An 18531-nucleotide genomic window follows, 5' to 3' on the forward strand; every position below is an offset into this window, starting at 1 on the left:
CCGGCCCGGCTCCCGCAACGCCCACTCCACAATCCCGTCCTGCAACAACCCCTCCGGCACCGGCCCATCCGTGGCATTCACCGACGCCACAACCCTCCGCTGCCCCTCCGAAACCACCGACGGCAACACCCGCCACGCATCCACCTCCACCAAACCCGACAACACCCCGCAAAAACCCTCAAACATCTCCTCCACCACACCCACCGGGAACAACGCCTCCACGTGATCCCAGTGGAAGAGCAGTTCGCCGTCCTTCTCGTAGACCTGGTTGTCGAGCCACACCTGCGGCGTCTGCGAGATGGCGTACACGGTCTCGCCCAGCCACTCGTGGGGCAGGTGGCCGATGCGGTCGGGGCCCTGGTCGCGGGCGCTGGCGAAGACCACGGGGGCAAGGGCCTGAGTGGAGCCGCGGCGCCGGCGGGCCAGCTCGCGCAGGACCTCCACGCCGCTGTACTCGCGGTGCTCCAGGTCCTGCCAGAGCTGCCGCTGCAGGCGCGCGGCCAGCTCGGCGAAGGTGTCGCCGCGGGTCAGGTCGACCTCCAGGAGCGTGACGGAGGTGAAGTCACCGATGACGGCGTTGACGTGGGGGTGCAGGTCGCGGCGGTTGAACAGCGGCAGGTTGAGGGTGAACCGCCCCGTACGGCTCCAGGCGCCCACGACCACCGCGTACGCGGCCAGCAGCACCGCCGACGGCGTCACCCCGTGCTCGGCCGCCCGCTCCCTGACCTGGCTCCATCGAGCGGCGTCGAGCGAGCCGGGCCGACGGGTGAAGCGGGGCCGGTCCTCGCGGGCGGCCGGCGGGAGGACGGGCAGCTCGGGCCCGGCCGGCAGGGTGTCGAGCCGCTGCGTCCAGTACGCGCGGGCCCGTTCGTACGCCTGGCCTTGCTTGGCCCGCTCCATCGCGAGCACGCAGTCGCGGAAACCGACCTCAGCGGGCGGCAGCTCCGCGTGCTCGTCCTGGTATAGCACCCCCCACTCGTGGAAGAGGATCTGCAGGCTGCGCACGTCGGCGATCAGCAGGTCGATGCCCACGTGCACGCGGACACGGTCGCCGGGCAGGCGGCTCACGACGACCTCCCACAGCGGGCCGTCGTCAAGGGGCATGACCTTGTGCGACATCTCCTCTCGGAGCGCGGCGAGCCGGTCGTCGACGGCCGGGTCGTCCGTCAGGTCCATGTGGCGGACGGGGAGCGTGGCGAGCCGGGGCAGCACCCACTGCACGCCGTGCGCGGAGACGACGGCGCGCAGCATCTCGTGCCGCTCGACCAGCAGGCGCAGCGCGCCGATCAGGCGGTCGACGTCGGTGTCCGACTGTTCGAACTCGGCGTAGTAGTGGGTGGACACGCCGCTGAGCTCGTAGGGACCGCTACGTCCGACCAGGTAGGCGCGTTGCAGGTCGGTGAGCGGGAAGGGCACGTTGCGGTCGTCGGCGCCGGTCTCCTCGACGGCTTCCTGGACGGGAGCCTGCCGCAGGATGTTCTCCTCAACGGTGTCGGAGACGCGGGCGGCGAGCGCGTCGATGGTGGCAGTCAGGAACTCACGCAGCGGGATCTCGACGCGGAAGTCGCGTTCGAGCGCGGCGTGCAGTTCGAGGGCGCGCAGCGAGTCCACGCCGAGGGCGGCCAGGGACTCGTCGCCGGGCAGCCGGTCCTCCTCGACCAGCAGGGCGGCGGCCACGTGGCTCCGGATGCGGGCCTTGGCGGTGACCCTGAGCGTGGGGGCGTCGCGGTCGGCGGAGGCGGTGATGCGGCGCAGCTCGCCGTCCAGGTAGCGGCGGCGCACCTCACCGCGGCGGATCTTGCCGGTGCCGGTGACGGGGATGTCGGACGGGCGGACCAGCACGATGTCGGACGGTTCGACCTCGTGGGCGCGGGCGACGGCGCGACGGATGCGCTCGGAGACCCACGCGGGCTCGATGGTGACGCCCTCCGGCAGCGCCTGCACGATGACCAGCCGCTCCTCCTCGCCGTCGTCCACGGCGAAGGCCGCGGCGGGAGCGGACGCCAGCTCGGGGGAGGTGCCCTGGCTGGCGGCCTCGACGTCCTGGGGATGGATGTTGCGCCCGCGGATGATGATCAGTTCCTTCAGCCGGCCGCAGATCACGAGCTGGCCGTCGCGGACGAACCCCAGGTCGCCGGTGCGCAGGAAGGGGCCCTCGCCGGTGTCGTGGTAGGCGTGGAAGGTCTCTTGGGTGGCCTCCGTACGCCGCCAGTAGCCGCGCGTCACCACCGGCCCTCTGACCCACACCTCGCCGACCTGGTTCTCCGGCAACTCGGCCCGCGTACGAGGGTCGGTGACGGCCATGCGGACACCGGGGGCGGGCCGGCCCACGCCGGTGAACGCCTGGACACGCAGCCCAGACCTGGGCTCGGGTGGGACGCAGGCGGTGCCCTGCTCCAGTTCGGCGGCGTCGACCTCGAACGTGCGGATCCCGTAGCCGCCGCTGACCATCAGCATCGTCTCGGTGAGCCCGAAGACGGTGAACATGGCCGACCGGGAGAATCCGTAGCCCTCGTAGGTGCGGCAGAACCGCTCGACCGTGTCCGGGCGGATGCGTTCCGCGCCGCTGATCGCGCAGCGCCAGCCGCTGAGGTCCAGCCCTTCGCACTCGGCCGGGTCGAACGCGGTGACGCAGCGCTCGTACATGAAGTTGGGGGCTGCGCTCAGCACGGGCCCGTCCACCTGGGAGATCTCCCGCAGCCAGGTGAGCGGCCGGCCGACGACGTCCTGCGGCGGCATGAACACGGCCAAGCCGCCGGTGAGCTGAGCCAGCAGGAGATGCCCTGCCAGGCCGAGCGCGTGGTGCACGGGAATCCAGGAGACGGTGTTGGCGCCGTCGGGCATCCGCGTGCCGGCGCGGAAGGTGGTCAGCTCCGCCATGAGGTTGGCGTGGGAGACCATGACGCCCTTGGGATCGCCGGTCGAGCCGGAGGTGTACTGCAGCAGCGCCAGGTCGAAGCCGTCCACGCGGCCGGGCGTCCAGCCGTCGCCGTCCGCAGGCGCCACGGTCTCTGCGACGATCCAGGCGACCGGGCGGCCCCCGGCGGCCCTCCACAGCTCGCGCAGCGACTCCAGATGCTCGGCGGCGACCACGATCGCCGCGACGCCCGCGTCCCGGCCGGGGCCGGTGAAGGCGGCCGACTTCAGATCGGCGGGGTACCCGGGTTCCGGCCCGGGGAACGGCACGGCGCACACTCCGGCGTAGAAGCAGCCGAAGATCGCCGCCACGTAGTCCAGCCCGGGCGGGACCAGCACGAGCACCCGGTCACCGCGCGTGGTCACCTCGGCCAGGCGGGCGGCGTAGGCGAGGGCGTACGCGTCGAGCGCGCCGCGGCTCAGCGAGCCCCCGGCGCCCTGCGCACGCGAGACGAACCGGACGGCGAGGCGACCGGGGTCGCGCTGGGCATTGTCCCGCAGCAGGTCCACGATCGTGGCGAACTCCGTCCGCGGAGCGACATCGGCGTAGGACATCCCCGTACCTCACCTTCCACCTGTGTTGTCGCCTGCCATATTTGGCCGCTTCCGCCGGGCGGGTAAGGCCACGTGGGGTGGCTCAACGGGCATGCCCATTGGCGAGGTAACAGGGAGTTTCGGCAGGTCAAGGCAGGGGTGGAGGGATGTGCGGCGCTCGGTCTACCCGATCGGCCGCGCCGATCGGAGCGGGCGGCCGAGGATCGCCCGGCGAAGGCCGCCCCACCTAGCGTGACGCCGGTGGCCCCGTGCTGATCGAGGGGGCGGGACGAACACGCAGTCGAAGGGTGGAGAGCGCATGGTCATGTCGATGGGTGCCGCTTCGCCGAGCGCGCCCAGCAGCAGCGTGCTCGGGGCGATCGCGCTCAGTTCGGGCTGGTGCTGTTCATGTTCGGGGTCGGGTACCGGTTGGACTTCGCGCACCTCAAGCAGGCCAAGAGGCAGATCACGGCGGTCTGCGCCGGGTCGGTGGCGCTGCCGTTCGCGCTGGGGGCGGGGATGGCGGCCCTGCTGTACCCGTGGTTCGACAAGCCGCAACTGCGGGACGGGCGGATGCTGCCGTCGGTGCTGTTCCTGGGCGTGGCCATGTCCATCACCGCGTTCCCCGTGCTGGCACGGATCGTGGTCGAGCGAGGGCTGCAGCGCGAGCGGGTGGGGAACATGGCGCTGGACTGCGCGGCCATGCAGGACGTGATCGCCTGGTGCCTGCTGGCCGGGCTGGTGCTGATCTCCAGCGCCACCGGCCCTGGCCCGCTCGCGCTGACGCTGGTCGCGGTGGCGGCGTTGACGCTGGTGCTGTGCTATGTCGTACGGCCGGGGCTGGCCACGCTGCTGGCGCCGGGCCGGCATCGGCCGGTCAGCCCCGCCGGGGTGCACGCGCTGCTGATCGTCGGGCTGCTGCTGTGCGCCTGGGCCACCGAGGCGATCGGTCTGCATGCGATCTTCGGCGCGTTCGCCTTCGGCGCGATCCTGCCGCGCGACCGTATCGAGGCCCTGGCGCCGGAGGCACCCAAGCTCATCGACGCGTGCGGCAAGCCGCTGCTGCCGATCTTCTTCATGGTGACCGGCCTGTCGGTGGACCTGCCCGGTCTGGGCGCACAGGGGTTCGTCATGGTGGTCGGGGCGACCGCGGTGGCGTGCATCGGCAAGTTCGCCGGCGCGGGCGGGGCGGCCCGCCTCACCGGGATGCCGGCCCGGGAGGCGGCCACGCTCGGCGTGCTGCTGAACGCGCGGGGCCTCACCGAGCTCGTCATCCTGAACGTGGGCCTGTCCATGAGGGTCGTGGACAGCCGCATGTTCACCGCCATGGTGGTGATGGCGCTGGCCACCACGCTCATGGCCGGGCCGCTGCTGCGCCTGTGGCGCGGCGCTGCCGATCACGGTGCACCGCCTCACGACCTGGAGGTACGCCCCCGCAGCGCCGCCAGGGCGAGCGGGATGGCCACGAGCCCGACCACGGCGATCGCGCCCAGCCCGCTCAGGGCAGCCCCCGCGTCCCAGCCTCCCGAGATGTAGGAGCGCAGCGCCTGCAGCAGGTAGGTGACGGGGTTGACGGTCGACACCGCCGACAGCCAGCCGCTGAGCTGCTCCTCCGGCATCAGGGAGCTGGTCAGGAAGACGAAGGGGAAGAAGAGCATCGTGCTCTGGGCGACCACGGTCGCGTTGCCCGTCCGCAGGGCGATCGCGTACGAGAACCCCGCGTAGACCAGCCCCCACAGCGCCGCCGTCAGCACGAACGCCACCAGCCCCAGCGGCCCGGTGACGAACCGCACGCCGGTGATGAAGCCCACGATCAGCACCGGGAACGTCAGCAGCACCGCGACCACCAGGTCGGAGACCATCAGCCCGAGCAGCATGGCCAGCCGGTTGGTCGGCGTGACCAGCATGCGGTCGAAGTAACCGGACGTGATGTCGCTGACCAGCGCGGGCGCCCTGGTGACGCCGGTTACGGCGAAGATGGTGGCCACCGGGAGCTGGAAGGCGCGGAAGTCGGTCATGCCGCCGGCCCGCGCCACCCCTTCCAGCGCGCCGACGAAGATGAGGAAGAAGAACAGCGAGATGACCACCGGCTGCACCAGGTTCTCCGGGGTCCTGCGGACCTGGCGCAGTGAGCGCGCGGCCACGCTGGCCAGGTCCCGCGTGAAGCCCGCGGGACGCGCGAGCAGTTCGTTCGGGTGGCGCCCCGCCACCGCGGTCTCCGTCATGGCTCTCCCTTTCAAACCTGCTGCGCGGGCATGTGATGCCCGGTGAAGGACAGGAAGACGTCGTCGAGCGTGGGCCGGCGCAGGGTGATCGCGTGGACGTCCACGTCCGGGACCTTGGCCAGGGTGAGCGCGACGACGCTCAGCGCCGCCGGCCCGTCGTCCACGCTGACGCTGATCTCGTTGTCGAGCACCTCGACGAAACGCGTCAGCGGCTCGTCGGCCAGCGCCCGGTGCGCGGCCGCGAGGTCCCCGCTGACCTGGGCCACGACAAGGTCCTGGCCCACTCCGCTCTTCAGCTCCTCGGCGGTGCCGTCGGCGACGATGACGCCCTGGTCGATGATGCCGATGCGGTCGGCGAGCTGGTCGGCCTCCTCCAGGTACTGGGTGGTGAGGAAGATGGTGGTGCCGTGCTCGCGGTTGAGCCGCCGCACCTCTTCCCACAGCCGCATCCTGCTCACCGGGTCGAGGCCGGTGGTCGGCTCGTCGAGAAAGACGATCTCCGGATTGTGGACCAGGGCCATGGCCAGGTCCAGGCGGCGGCGCATACCGCCGGAGTAGGTGTTCACGCGCCTGTCCAGCGCGTCGTCCAGGGCGATCAGGTCGCGCAACTCGGCCACGCGGCGGGCGATCTCCTGCCTGCGCATGCCGTAGAAGCGGCCCTGGCACCACAACGACTCGAGGCCGGTCTGGGTGTCGTCGAGCGCCGTCGACTGCAGCGCCACGCCGATGCGCAGGCGCACCTGGAGCGGGTCCGCCACCACGTCGTGGCCGCCCACGACCGCCCGGCCCTCCGTGGGAGCGAGCAGCGTGCACAACATCCTGACGGTGGTCGACTTCCCGGCGCCGTTGGGACCGAGGAAGGCGTAGATCTGTCCGGCGGGTACGGTGAGGTGGACGCCCGCGACGGCCCAGGTCGAGCCGAACCGCCGTTTCAGGCCCTCACAGCGTATGGCCGTGTGCTCACCAGAATGGGTTAATTGTGAGGCAACCATGCCAAACTCTCCTTGAGCCTGGGCATTCGCTTGTCTGGGATCGTCGGCAATTCTCGTAGACACTTTGACTAGTGTCAATACACACTGCATTGGGGGATGATGGGGATGGATTGGGACGACGCGCTCGACGAGCACCGCTCCCGCTACCGGGAGCGGATCATCGACGCCGCGATCGATCTCGTGGCAGAGCAGGGCGCCGTCAAGTCCTCCATGTCCGCGCTCGCCCAGCGGGCCGGCGTGGGACGCGCCACGGTCTACAAGTACTTCCCGAGCATCGAGCACGCTCTGCTCGCCCACGTCGAACGTGAGGTCAAGGAGTGCAGCCGCCGGCTGGAGGCGATCTGCGAGCAGACCGGGGACCCCCTGCAGCGCCTGCGCGGCTACGTCGACACCCAGCTCGACCTGTTCGCCGGGCAACGGCACCGGCTGAGCTGGTCCACCATCGACCAGGCCGACCTGTCCGCCGCGGCCCTGTCGTCCTTCCGCGAGCACGTGGAGCGGCTGCAGGCGCCTCTCGTGGAGATCCTGCGGGGCGGGGTGACTCATGGCGCCTTCCGTCCCGACATCGACCCGGAGCTGCACGCGCGGATCATCATCAAGGTGCTGGGGAGCCTGCGCGAGGACATCATCCTCGAGAAGCTCTCGCCCGCCACGGCCGCGGAAGCGGTATGGAAGCTCATCACTGGAGGGCTCCTCGCCCCGGTCGACTCCTCACGCTAGGAGCACGACCGAAATGGCGGTATCGCCGTTCTGGTAGCGCATTCGGCCAGGGCGGATGGCTACATTCCACGCGGCGAGCCGACGAGCGTTAAAGGTATGTTAGATCTGGGTTCTCACCTCTTGCCCAGGGCTAAAACCTCCGGGGAATCTCGATCTCCCCTCGAGCCCCCAGGAGGTTCACTTTGCGCACAGTGGCACGTACGACGCCGTGGAAGGCCGTAATCGGCGGCTCTATCGGAAACCTGGTCGAATGGTATGACTGGTTTGTCTACAGTAGCTTCGCCGTGTACTTCGCGGCGTCCTTCTTCCCCAAGGGAAATACCACTGCGCAGCTGCTCAACACCGCCGGCATTTTCGCGGTGGGCTTCTTCATGCGGCCCGTCGGCGGCTGGCTGCTCGGCCGTTTCGCCGACCGGAACGGCCGCAAGGCGGCGCTCACGCTCACCGTCACCCTGATGTCGGGCAGCGCCCTGCTCATCGCCATCGCGCCCACGTACGACTCCGTCGGCTACTTCGGCGCGGTCGTGCTCCTGTTGGCCCGCCTGCTCCAGGGGCTCTCGGTCGGCGGCGAGTACTCGGCCAGCGCCACGTACCTGACCGAGGTCACCCCGCGCGGCCGGCGCGGCTTCGCCTCCAGCTTCCAGTACGTCTCCATGACAGCCGGCCAACTCGTCGGCCTCGGCCTGCAGATCATCCTCCAGAACTCGCTGTCGGAGGAGGCGCTGAAGTCCTACGGCTGGCGCATCCCGTTCATCGTCGGCGCGCTGGGCGCGGCCGTGGTGCTCTTCCTGCGCCGCAGCCTGGCGGAGACCGAGGCGTACGGCGAGGAGGAGGAGGTCGGAGTCAGGCACGAACGCGGCACGGTCAAGGGGCTGCTCCAGCACAAGAAGGCGGCGCTGCTGGTCATCGCCCTGACGATGGGCGGCACCGTGGCGTACTACACCTACACCACCTACATGACCAAGTACCTGGTCAACACCGCCGGCCTGGCCAAGGAGACCGCCTCCCTGGTGAGCTTCTCCGCGTTGTTCGTCTTCATGTGCCTGCAGCCGCTGGCCGGAGCCCTGTCCGACCGCATCGGCCGCCGCCCGCTGCTGATCACCTTCGGCATCGGCTCCACCGTGGGCACGGTGCCGTTGATGACCGCCCTGTCGCACGTCTCAGGCTTCGTCCAGGCTTTCCTGCTCACCCTCGCCGGGCTGCTCATCATCACCGGCTACACCTCCATCAACGCGGTGGTGAAGGCCGAACTGTTCCCCACCCACATCCGCGCGCTCGGGGTGGCGCTGCCGTACGCGATCGCCAACGCCCTGTTCGGCGGCACCGCCGAATACGTGGGCCTGTGGTTCAAGGACAAGGGCATGGAGTCCGGTTTCTACTGGTACGTGGCCGGCTGCGCGGCGGTCTCCCTGCTCGTCTATCTCACGATGCGGGAAACGCGCGACGTGCCGCTCTCGCGTCAGGAAAAAGCCTCAAAGGAATTTGCGGCTCGTGCTTAACTGAATTCGTGCGTGTTCTCCTCGTAGAAGACGATGATCGGTTAGCCGCCGCGCTGACCAGCGCACTTCAACGGCACGGCAACGTCGTCCAACGCGTTGCCCGTGCCGCCGGCAGTCTCCGGCTCGCGGGTGAAAGCGACTTCGTCCTCCTGGACCTGGGCCTGCCAGACGTAGACGGCATGGAGGTCCTGCGGCGGCTGCGCCGTGTGTCGGCCGTCCCGGTCATCGTGCTCACCGCCCGCGCGGGGGAGCGCGACGTCCTGCGCGGCCTGCGCGGCGGAGCCGACGATTATCTGGTCAAACCGTTCCGCACCGCCGAGTTGCTGGCCCGCATGGAAGCGGTCGTCCGGCGCGGCACCCGCCCGCTGCCGCCGGGCGACCAGGTGGTCGAGGTCGGCGACGTACGCATCGACCTGGCCGCCCGGCGGGTGAGCGTGGCAGGCGAGCCGATCTCGCTCACCCGGCGGGAGTTCGAGGTGCTGGCGGTGCTGGCCCGCCAGCCCGGCGTGGTGCGCAGCCGCGAAGAGATCCTCGACGAGGTGTGGGGCGACCCGTTCCTGTCGGCCTCGCGCTCACTCGACGTGCACGTGGCGGGCCTGCGCGCCAAGACCGGCCGCCCCGAGCTTGTGGAGACGCTGCGTGGTACCGGGTACCGCCTGGGCGTGCCGTGAGAAACAGGCTGGTCGGTACCTACACGACCCTGATCGTTCTCATGATCGCGTCGCTGGCTGTGCCGCTCGGGCTCGCCTACTCCACCCACCGCACCAACCGGCTCCTCCTTGACCGGCGGGCCGACACCCACCGCATCACCGAGCTGGCCGACTCCGCCATCCGCCAGAACGACCGAACGGTCCTGATCGAGGAGGTCAGCCGCTACGCCGACCTGTACGGCGCCGCCGTCGAGGTCCTCGACCGCGAGAGTAACGTCCTGGCCAGGGCCGGCGCCATGAACGCCGATGACCGCGAGGCGGTCAGGATAGCCCTGTCCGGGAGGATCACCGAGAGCCTGCCCTCCATCACCCCCTTCGGCCCGAGCACCGTGCTCGTCGCCGAACCGGTCGGCGGCGGCTCCCAGTTGTCCGGCGTCGTGCTCCTGCGGGCCCCCGCCAGGCAGGCCATGCATGACGTGGGCGTGGTGTGGGGCATCCTCGCCCTGGCCGCGCTCATCTTGCTCGGGTACGGCGTGCTGGCCGCCAGACGGCTCACCCGGTGGATCATGCGCCCGGTGATCGAGCTCGACCGGATGACGCAAGCGATCGCCGAGGGCCGGCTCACCGCGCGCGCCGTGCTGGAAACCGGCCCTTCTGAACTGCGTGAGCTGCAGGAACGCTTCAACTCGATGGCTTGCGCGGTCGCCACCGCGATGGAGCGGCAGCGGGCGTTCGTGGCCGACGCCTCGCACGAGCTGCGTACCCCGCTGACCGGGCTGATCCTGCGGATCGAGAATCTTGAACCGTACCTGGAGCCGGCGGGCAGAGAGGAGTACGACGAAGCGCTCGCCGAGGCGTCGCGGCTGACGCAGCTCGTTGACGACCTGCTGGCGCTGGCCAGGACCGAGGCGGTCGGCGTGGCCCAGAAGATCGACGTGGCCGCCCAGCTCGCCTCCCGGCTGAGGACGTGGCGCGAGGTGTACGCGGCCGAGGAGATCAGCCTCATCGCCGACCTGCCCGCGTCCCGGACGGGACCCGAGGTCATCATCAGGATCGCCGACATCGCGCTGGACAACGCGCACAAGTTCGTCCCGGCGGGCGGCCACGTGTGGGTGACGCTGACCGACAGCACGCTCCGCATCCAGGACGACGGGCCGGGGCTCACCGCCAAGGAATGCGAGGAGGCGCTGGGCCGGTTCTGGCGATCGCCGGAGCACGTCAACGTCCCGGGCAGCGGGCTCGGGCTGGCGATCGCCGCGGAGCTGGCCCGGTTGAGCGGCGGCACGCTGCGGCTGTCGCCCGCCGAGCCGCACGGCCTGATCGTGGAGTTCTCCCAGTCGTAGCGGAGCCAGTGACTCACTCAGCCGTAGTCGGAGCGGTAGTAGCGAGCGGCGCCCTCGTGCAGCGGCACCGCTCCGGTGTCGATCGCGTACCGCTTGTCGAGGACCATGCCCGGCGCGTTCGGCGCGCCCAGCTTGTCGCGGCTCTCGAACAGGACCCTGGTCACGTCGAAGACGACGTCCGCCGGCAGCCCGAGGCGGCTGACCAGGTAGCTCGGCGTGCCCACGGTCTGGACCGGCTGCGCCGCGCCGTACACGCCGGTGGGCACCAGGGCCAGCTCGTAGATGGAGCCGTACCTCCGGCGCAGCAGGACGACCACGTCGTCCAGGGGCACCAGGCGCAGGTGGGGGCGGGTGGTCAAGGCGGGGGTGGGAACGCCGCCCGACCAGAACAGCCCGTCGATCGCCCCCGACTCCAGGGCGTCGAGCGATTCGTCCAGGCCCAGGGGGCTCTCAGTGACCTTCAGGTGCAGGACCTGCAGCACCCTGAGCGCGGTGAGGTGGGTCCCGGAGCCCTCGAGCCCGACGGAGACCCGCTTGCCCGACAGGTCGCGCGCGGTGGTGATGGGCGAGGAGACCATGACGACCAGATGCACGTAGTTCATGTACATCCTGGCCACGGCCGAGACCTGGCGGTGCTGCTCGCGCACGAAGAAGTCGGCGCTGTCTGCCAGGGCGAGCCCGAGGTCGGCCCGGTTCTCGGCGAGGCTGGTCAGGTTCTCGATGCTGCCCGGGCTCGGGATCGGCGAGGTCGGTAATCCGTTACGGGTGAGTTCGGCGGCGAACCGGTTTCCCAATGTCTCGTACAGTCCGCCCGCCGTCCCTGTCACCAACCTCAGCCGGTGCGTATTCGGTGGCCCGCCCACGCACCCTGCCGTCCCGAGCAAACTCAGCGTTACAAATGCTCGGCGGGATAATGACACGTCATAAGGCTGGCACGCCGGCCGGCGTTTCGCCAGGGCCCAGGAAATGTCGCCGACATGAACCGGAGAACGCCGGGTAGGCTCGGGGCAGAATGACATGTCGGCCGAGGAGACCCCCGCGAATGATGGCCACTATTCAGGTGACCAGTCCGTCGGCGCGCATCCGAGCCGGGCTTGTCCCATGCTGACCTCACGGGTTCCGCGCAAGTCGGCGATCGCCGGCAAGTGGTGGGCTCTGGCCACCGTGATCGCGGCGAGCGCGCTGGCCCTGCTCGTCTCGCCCCGGACCCCGTCGCTCGGGCCGGAGACCACCGGCGACGCGGAGCTGGCCCGCGCGGTCCGGCAGGCCGCGGACGGCGGCGCCTATCGAGGGCTCGCGGTGGCGCTCATCGACAAGGGCGCGGTCCGGCTGGCGGGCGTCGGGGTCACCGGCGGGCCGGACTCCGCACCCGTGACGGCGAGCACGCCCTTCGAGATCGGCTCCGTGACCAAGGCCATGACCGGCATGCTGCTGGCCGACCTGAAGCTGCCGGCCGACACGAAGGTGCGCGAGCTGCTGCCCGATGCCGGGTTCGGACAGGCGGAGATCGGCGACGTCACGCTCGCGGAGCTGGCCTCGCACCGTGCCGGACTGCCACGCGTGCCGCTCACGCCGAAGCTGCTGGCGCTCAGCTACCTGTCCAACCTCACCGGGGTGGACCCGTACGCCGGCGACGGGCCGGACGACGTCCTGGCCGAAGCGGCAGGCTCGTCGCTGTCCGAGAGGGGCAAGGTCTCCTACTCCAACATCGGCATGGCCGTGCTCGGTCTCGCACTCGCCAAGTCCCAGAACATGCCCTATGAGGAGCTGCTGCGCACCCGGATCCTGCGCCCCCTCGGCATGTCGTCCACCGCGGCGCTCCCCTCCGACGCCCCGCTGCCCGCCAACCGGGCCCACGGCAGCAAGGCCAACGGCATGGCGATGGACCCCTGGCGCGGCGACGGCTACCTCCCGGCCGGCGTCGGCGTCTGGTCCACCGCCCGCGATCTCGCGACCCTCGTGGACGCCGTCAGGAAGGGGACCGCACCGGGCGCGACCGCGTCCGAGCCGCGCTTCACCGACACGGCCAAGCAGCGGATCGGCTACGGCTGGTTCACCACCGTCTTCGGCCGCTCGACCGTCACCTGGCACAACGGCGGGACCGGCGGTTTTCGGAGCTTCGTCGGCTTCGACCGCGCCACCGGGCGCGCGGCGGTCGTCCTCGGCAACACCGACGCCGACGTCGAGCCGGTGGCCCTGCGGCTGCTGGGCGCCGACAGCTCCGACCGCGAGGACTCGCCGCCCTTCCTCATGCTGGCCATCACCCTCGTGCTGACGTTCAGCCCCGGGCTGGAGGCGTGGTGGGGGCATCGCCCCTACGAGCTGACGGCCGGTGTCGCCAAGGCGCTCTGGGGCGTGTTCTCGCTGGTCCTCGCCTGGGTCGCGGGTGTGTGGTCGATCATCCCGCCGGCGGTGTGGGCCCTGGGCGCCGGTCTGCTGCTGGCCTCCGTCCTGCGCTGGCGTGGGGTGCCGTTCGCGCCCCGCGGGGCGCGGTCGTGGGTGCGGATCGCCGTTCCCGCGCTGCTGGGACTCGCCGTCCTGCTCGCGTAGGAACCGAAGCGCCTCTGTCATCTCCCCTGGCCGCGTGTCACGGAGCGCTGTCCGGAGAACGTCCTTCATCCGTAAGGCCGGGCGGGACGAACTGAATGATGGATTAAGCGCTTTCCCTGTGACGACGCCGGAGGGAGACACGCAGGACTGTCACCGAAGAAGAATGAGTCGTGACGCTGGGGAATTTTGACCGTTCCAAGTCCGTGCGGTGAATCACACCGCACTGACCGGATACGGACCCGAGCGGCCGTTGACTCCTTGACACCGAATGATTTCCTGTCGCCCATATCGATGCGGAAAGCCGTCGTTTCAGGGAGCCGGTACCGCCCACCCCGAGGGGGCGGCGCCAGGTATTCGAGGTGCGTAATCTTCTTATTCCGTTCGAGTGAGTACCCCCTGAAGGTCGCTTCCGCCGATCATTGGCGGCAATCGAGATCCATGTGCATTTGTACGGTTCCTGTTTGGTGAACGCCGGGCGCTACAGGGGTGTCGCATGCATTTCAAGATCCTCGGGCCGATCGAGGTCCGTACCTCTCATGGGAAGCCGATCGCGCTCGGGCGCCGAAAACAGCGGGTGCTGCTGGCCGCCCTGCTGCTCAACACGGGCAAGGCGATCCCGAGCCAGCGGATGCTCGACTGGCTGTGGGGCGAGCGGGCCCCCGCCACCGCGGAGTCGAACCTCTACACCTACATCTCCGCACTGCGCAAGGTGCTCGGCGTCCCGTCCCGCATCGAGGCGGGCTCCAACGGGTACGTGCTGCGGGTCGCGCCCGGCGAGATCGACGTCACGTTGTTCGAGGACCTCGCCGCGCAGGGTCAGCAGGCGCTGGCCGAGGGACGCCACGACGTGGCGCTCGAACGGCTGACCCGGGCTCTCGGCCTGTGGCGCGCCGAGTCCGTCCTGGAAGGGCTGCCCCTGCCGGCGCCGCTGCGCGGCGAGGCGGCGCGGCTGGAGCGGCTGAAGGCGACCGTCGTGAACGCCTCGCTGGAGGCACGGCTGGCGCTCGGCCAGCACCGCGAGATGCTCGCCGACCTGGAGGCGCTGACCCGCAGGGACCCGCTGAACGAGCGGCTCCTGGCGCAGCTCATGCTGGCTCTGTACCGCTCCGGCCACCGGGCCGACGCCCTGGCCGTCTATCAGGGCGCGCGGGAGACGCTGGCCGCCGAGCTCGGCATCGACCCCGGCCCGGACCTGAACCGCATGCACCGGCGGATCCTCGCCGACGACCCCACCCTGGCGCCCCCACGGGCGCGCGCCGTCCGGAGGGCCTTCGCCCCGGCCGAGCTGCCCATGGACGCCTCCACCTTCACCGGCCGGGCCACCGAGATCGCGCGCCTGCAGACGGCGCTGACCTCAGCGGGCCCGCGCGCGAACGCCATCTCGGCGATCACGGGGCCGGCGGGGATCGGCAAGTCCGCGCTGGCCGTGCACGTCGCCCACCAGGTCGCGCACCGGTTCCCGGACGGGCGGCTCTACGTGGACCTGCACGGCTCCACGCCCGACGTCGCGCCGCTGAAGCCGGCCGATGTCCTGGCCCGCCTGCTGCGCTCCCTCGGCGACGACACGGCCGGGCGGCTCGACGTGGACGAGGCGGCGGCGCGGTTCCGATCGCTGACCAACGGCAGGCACCTGCTGCTCCTGCTCGACAACGCCCGCGACGCCGCGCAGGTGCGCCCGCTCCTGCCCGCGAGCCCCACCTGCCGCGTGCTGGTCACCACGCGCAGGATGCTGACCTCACTGGACGCCGTTTCGCACTTCCGCCTCGGCGTCATGGCCGAGGAGGAGACCTCCGCGCTGCTCGACCGCCTGATCGGGGAGGAGCGCGCCGCCGCCGACCGGCGGGCGGCGCATGCGATCGCGCGGCTGTGCGGCGGCCTGCCACTGGCGATCAGGATCGCCGGCGCCCGGCTGGTCGCCCGGCCGGGACTGTCGCTGCGCGCCCTGGCCGACCGTCTGGCGGTCGAGGAGCACCGCCTGTCCGAGCTCCAGGCCGACGACCAGGCCGTACGGGCGTGCTTCATGATGAGCTACCGGAGCCTGGACGCCGAGTCCTCCCGGATGTTCCGGCTGCTCAGCCTGCACGGCGACGCCGCCATCAGCGTCGCGGCCGCCGCGGCCCTGGGCGACCGCCCCGAGTCGCGTACCGCCGACCTGCTGGACCGCCTGGCCGACGCCCAGCTCCTGGAGGCAGGCGACCACGACGGATACCGCATGCACGACCTGCTCCGGCTGTTCGCCCGCGAGCGGGCCCGGGAGGAGGACACCGAGGAGGACCAGGCGCCGGCCGCGGGGCGGGCGATGCCCGGCGCGGCCGGCCGGCTGCGCGACCGCGAGCGGCTGAATCCGGCGGGCCACCCCCCGAACACGGGAAATCATCCGTATTTACCGTGAGATCTTACTGGTAATCCTTGGCGTGCCGCGTTCCGGCCGCTTTTTTCTTCTCCGCCGTCTCGCCTCCGCCGACCTACACAGCTTTGTATGGTCCGAGGTATAGCCACATTCGACAATATCGACGACATGTGTCTCCTTTCTCACCCTCCGGGAGAAGGCCCTTACCAGCGAAATTCATACGAACACGTAAGGGATGGACGGACGTGTCTGAGCTGATCGGCGTCGACGAGTGTGAAAGTTTCACTGTGAAACAGGTCCAGGACCTGTACAGAAGGTATGTCAGCCGCAGTCAGGTCAATCTCATGACCTCTTTCGGTTTCGGCCGCGAACTCGTCGAGCACGCCGAGGGCGCCTGGATCCGGACGCGTGACGGACGCAAGGTCCTCGACGTCACCGGCGGTGTCGGCGTGCTCAACCACGGCCACAACCACCCCCGCATTCTCGAGGCTCGCCGCCGCTTCGCCGAGCGGCGGCGCATGGAGGTGCACAAGGCGTTCTTCTCGCCGTACGTGGCCGCGCTGAGCCACAACATCGCCGAGCTGCTGCCGGGCGACCTGAACATCTCCTACTTCCCGAATTCGGGGGCGGAGGCGAACGAGGGCGCCGTCAAGATGGCGTACAAGTATCACGAGGGGCGCCGCAACACCATCCTGCGCTCCGACATCAGCTTCCACGGCAAGACCCTGGGCGCGGGGAGCCTGACCGGATCGGCCGAGAACGCCTTCCGCTTCCCCGGCCTTCCCGGCATCGTCGTGTATCCCTACGGCGACGTCGCGGCCGTCCGCGAGGCCGTCGAGAAGGCGCGCACCCCCGACGGGAAGTGCGACGTCTACGCGATCATGGCGGAGCCGTTCAGCGCGTCCAGCATGCGCTGCTGGTCGGAGGCCGACCTGTACGAGCTGCGCCGGCTCTGCGACGCGAACGACATCATGCTGATCTTCGACGAGGTCTACACGGGATGGGGCAAGACGGGCAGCCTCTTCTACTTCATGCGCTACCCCGACCTGCTGCCCGACATCCTCGTGTACTCCAAGTCGCTCGGCGGCGGCAAGGCGTCGATCGCCGGGTACACGGCCCGCGAGCCCGTCTTCCGCAAGGCGTACGACCGGCTCTCCGACGTCATCCTGCACAGCACCACCTACTACGGATTCGGCGAGGAGACCGTCACCGCCATCGAGGCCGTCAACATCGTCGTCGAGGACGACTACCCCGCGCGGGCGCGGCAGGTCGAGCGCATCCTGCGGCCCGGCCTGGAGAACATCCAGAAGCGCCACCCCGACGTGGTCGGACGGGTGAGCGGAGTGGGCGCGCTGTGGGGCGTGTTCCTCGTCGGCGGCCCCAAGGTGCTCGACCTGGCCGCCAAGCTCGCGCCCGGTTTCTCCGGCGACCCGCAGTTCCGCACCAAGCTGATCACGCTCTCGGTCATCGCCGAGCTCTACCGCGAGCACGGGATCGTCTCCTACTACAGCCCGAACGCCGACAACCCGCTCGTCGTCGCGCCGACCCTCGCCATCGCGCCCGAGGACGTCGAATACTTCCTGGACAGCCTGGACAAGACGCTGGCCAAGGGCCTGCCGCGGCTGCTCGGCCGGTTCGTACGAGAGAAGGTGGGGTCGCGATGGACCACCGGATCGTAGTCACCGGCAGCGCCGGGATGCTCGGCGGCAACCTGGCCCGCCGGCTCGTGCTCGACGGCCACGACGTGCTCGGGGTGGACCTGCGCCCGGCGGCCGACCCGCTGCTGGCGGCGCGGCACCGGGTCGGCGATGTGCGCGACCTGCCGCTGATGACCGAGGCCATGACCGGGGCGGCCGCGGTCGTCCACTGCGCGGGCGCGCTGCCGAGCTACCCGGCGGAGCAGATCCACGACCTGATCGTCGGAGGCACCCGCACCGTCCTGGAGGCCGGGCGCCTGGCCGGCGTGGAGCGGGTGGTCCACATCTCCTCCACCGCCGTGTACGGCCTGCCGAAGCTCGTGCCCACGCCGGAGGACCATCCGCGCGAGCCGGTCGACCCCTACACCAGGGCCAAGGCCAGGGCGGAGGAGCTGGCCGAGGAGTACCGGGCCGGCGGCATGTGCGTGCCCATCCTGCGTCCCAAGACCTTCCTCGGACCGGGCCGCATGGGGCTGTTCGCGATGCTCTTCGAGTGGGCCGAGGAGGGCCGCAACTTCCCGGTACTCGGGCGCGGGGACAAGCGCATCCAGATGTTCGCGATCGAGGACCTGGTGGACGCCGTGGTCGGCGTCCTCGACGCGCCCGCCGGCGTCGCGAACGACACCTACAACCTGGCGGCCGCCGAGTTCGGCACGCTGCGCGAGGACTTCCAGGCGGTGCTCGACGCGGCCGGCCACGGCAAGCGGGTCGTCTCGCTGCCCGCCGGCCCGGCACTGACCGGGCTCCGGCTGCTGGAGCGCACCCGGCTGTCCCCGGTGTACGGGCGGCTGGCGCGCAAGCTGCTCGACGACTCCTACGTCAGCATCGACAAGGCCCGTGAACGGCTCGGCTTCCGTCCACGCCTGTCCAACAAGGACGCGATCCTGCGCACGTACGCATGGTGGCGGGAGAACCGCGCGGCCGGCTCACCGCGCGGCGCCGGCCAGACGAGCCGCGACGCGTGGCGGCAGGGCGCACTGTCACTGGCGAAGGTCTTCTTCTGAGCTATCGGGGTAAAGCATGCACCTCGCCGAATCGGCAGACGTCCCAGACGT

At 70.4% G+C, this 18531-nt stretch carries 12 protein-coding genes and 1 pseudogene; 9 read left to right on the forward strand and 4 right to left on the reverse strand.

The window, feature by feature from the left end; all coding sequences use genetic code 11:
• A partial coding sequence (locus tag AB0H84_RS29890; protein ID WP_357611277.1) for an AMP-binding protein occupies window positions 1-3471 on the reverse strand: 3471 nt, incomplete at its 3' end.
• A gap of 375 nt (window positions 3472-3846) precedes the next feature.
• Between AB0H84_RS29890 and AB0H84_RS29895 the strand changes: the two are divergent.
• A pseudogene (locus tag AB0H84_RS29895) lies at window positions 3847-4812 on the forward strand (cation:proton antiporter); the annotation flags it as partial.
• 50 nt (window positions 4813-4862) lie between these two features.
• On the opposite strand, the gene AB0H84_RS29900 reads toward AB0H84_RS29895, so the two are convergent.
• Window positions 4863-5675 carry an ABC transporter permease gene (locus tag AB0H84_RS29900; RefSeq protein ID WP_357611280.1) on the reverse strand — a complete coding sequence of 271 codons (813 nt, stop codon included), beginning with the start codon at window positions 5673-5675 and terminating at the stop codon, window positions 4863-4865.
• Between the two features lie 11 nt (window positions 5676-5686).
• Window positions 5687-6667, reverse strand: coding sequence for an ATP-binding cassette domain-containing protein (locus AB0H84_RS29905; RefSeq protein WP_357611283.1), 981 nt, complete (start codon window positions 6665-6667; stop codon window positions 5687-5689).
• 105 nt (window positions 6668-6772) lie between these two features.
• On the opposite strand from AB0H84_RS29905, the gene AB0H84_RS29910 reads away from it, so the two are divergent.
• The 4 genes from AB0H84_RS29910 (at window position 6773) to AB0H84_RS29925 (ending at window position 10879) form a co-directional block, all read left to right on the forward strand.
• Window positions 6773-7387: a TetR/AcrR family transcriptional regulator gene (locus AB0H84_RS29910; RefSeq protein ID WP_357611285.1), complete on the forward strand. Its 615-nt coding sequence runs from the start codon at window positions 6773-6775 to the stop codon at window positions 7385-7387.
• A gap of 191 nt (window positions 7388-7578) precedes the next feature.
• Entirely contained in the window at window positions 7579-8886 is a 1308-nt protein-coding gene (locus AB0H84_RS29915) for an MFS transporter (protein ID WP_357611789.1), read from the forward strand.
• Between the two features lie 8 nt (window positions 8887-8894).
• Window positions 8895-9557 carry a response regulator transcription factor gene (locus tag AB0H84_RS29920; protein ID WP_357611288.1) on the forward strand — a complete coding sequence of 221 codons (663 nt, stop codon included), beginning with the start codon at window positions 8895-8897 and terminating at the stop codon, window positions 9555-9557.
• Window positions 9554-10879 carry a HAMP domain-containing sensor histidine kinase gene (locus tag AB0H84_RS29925; RefSeq protein WP_357611291.1) on the forward strand — a complete coding sequence of 442 codons (1326 nt, stop codon included), beginning with the start codon at window positions 9554-9556 and terminating at the stop codon, window positions 10877-10879. The genes AB0H84_RS29920 and AB0H84_RS29925 overlap by 4 nt, the downstream gene beginning before the upstream one ends.
• A gap of 17 nt (window positions 10880-10896) precedes the next feature.
• Here AB0H84_RS29925 and AB0H84_RS29930 read toward each other — a convergent pair whose 3' ends face one another.
• Entirely contained in the window at window positions 10897-11799 is a 903-nt protein-coding gene (locus AB0H84_RS29930) for a TAXI family TRAP transporter solute-binding subunit (RefSeq protein WP_357611294.1), read from the reverse strand.
• A gap of 181 nt (window positions 11800-11980) precedes the next feature.
• Between AB0H84_RS29930 and AB0H84_RS29935 the strand changes: the two genes are divergently transcribed.
• The 4 genes from AB0H84_RS29935 (at window position 11981) to AB0H84_RS29950 (ending at window position 18480) form a co-directional block, all read left to right on the forward strand.
• Complete coding sequence (locus AB0H84_RS29935) at window positions 11981-13429, forward strand: serine hydrolase domain-containing protein (RefSeq protein WP_357611297.1); 1449 nt, start codon at window positions 11981-11983, stop codon at window positions 13427-13429.
• Window positions 13430-13922: 493 nt separating this feature from the next.
• Entirely contained in the window at window positions 13923-15821 is a 1899-nt protein-coding gene (locus AB0H84_RS29940; RefSeq protein WP_357611300.1) for a transcriptional regulator, read from the forward strand.
• A 302-nt stretch (window positions 15822-16123) separates the two neighbouring features.
• Window positions 16124-17458 (forward strand): aminotransferase class III-fold pyridoxal phosphate-dependent enzyme, encoded by a 1335-nt coding sequence (locus AB0H84_RS29945; RefSeq protein ID WP_357611303.1) that lies wholly within the window; start codon window positions 16124-16126, stop codon window positions 17456-17458.
• Window positions 17440-18480 (forward strand): NAD-dependent epimerase/dehydratase family protein, encoded by a 1041-nt coding sequence (locus AB0H84_RS29950; protein ID WP_357611306.1) that lies wholly within the window; start codon window positions 17440-17442, stop codon window positions 18478-18480. Before AB0H84_RS29945 ends, AB0H84_RS29950 begins: the two co-directional genes overlap by 19 nt.
• The last annotated feature ends 51 nt before the right edge of the window (window positions 18481-18531 follow it).

This window comes from Nonomuraea sp. NPDC050786 (genome assembly GCF_040654115.1).
Classification (GTDB): Bacteria; Actinomycetota; Actinomycetes; order Streptosporangiales; family Streptosporangiaceae; genus Nonomuraea.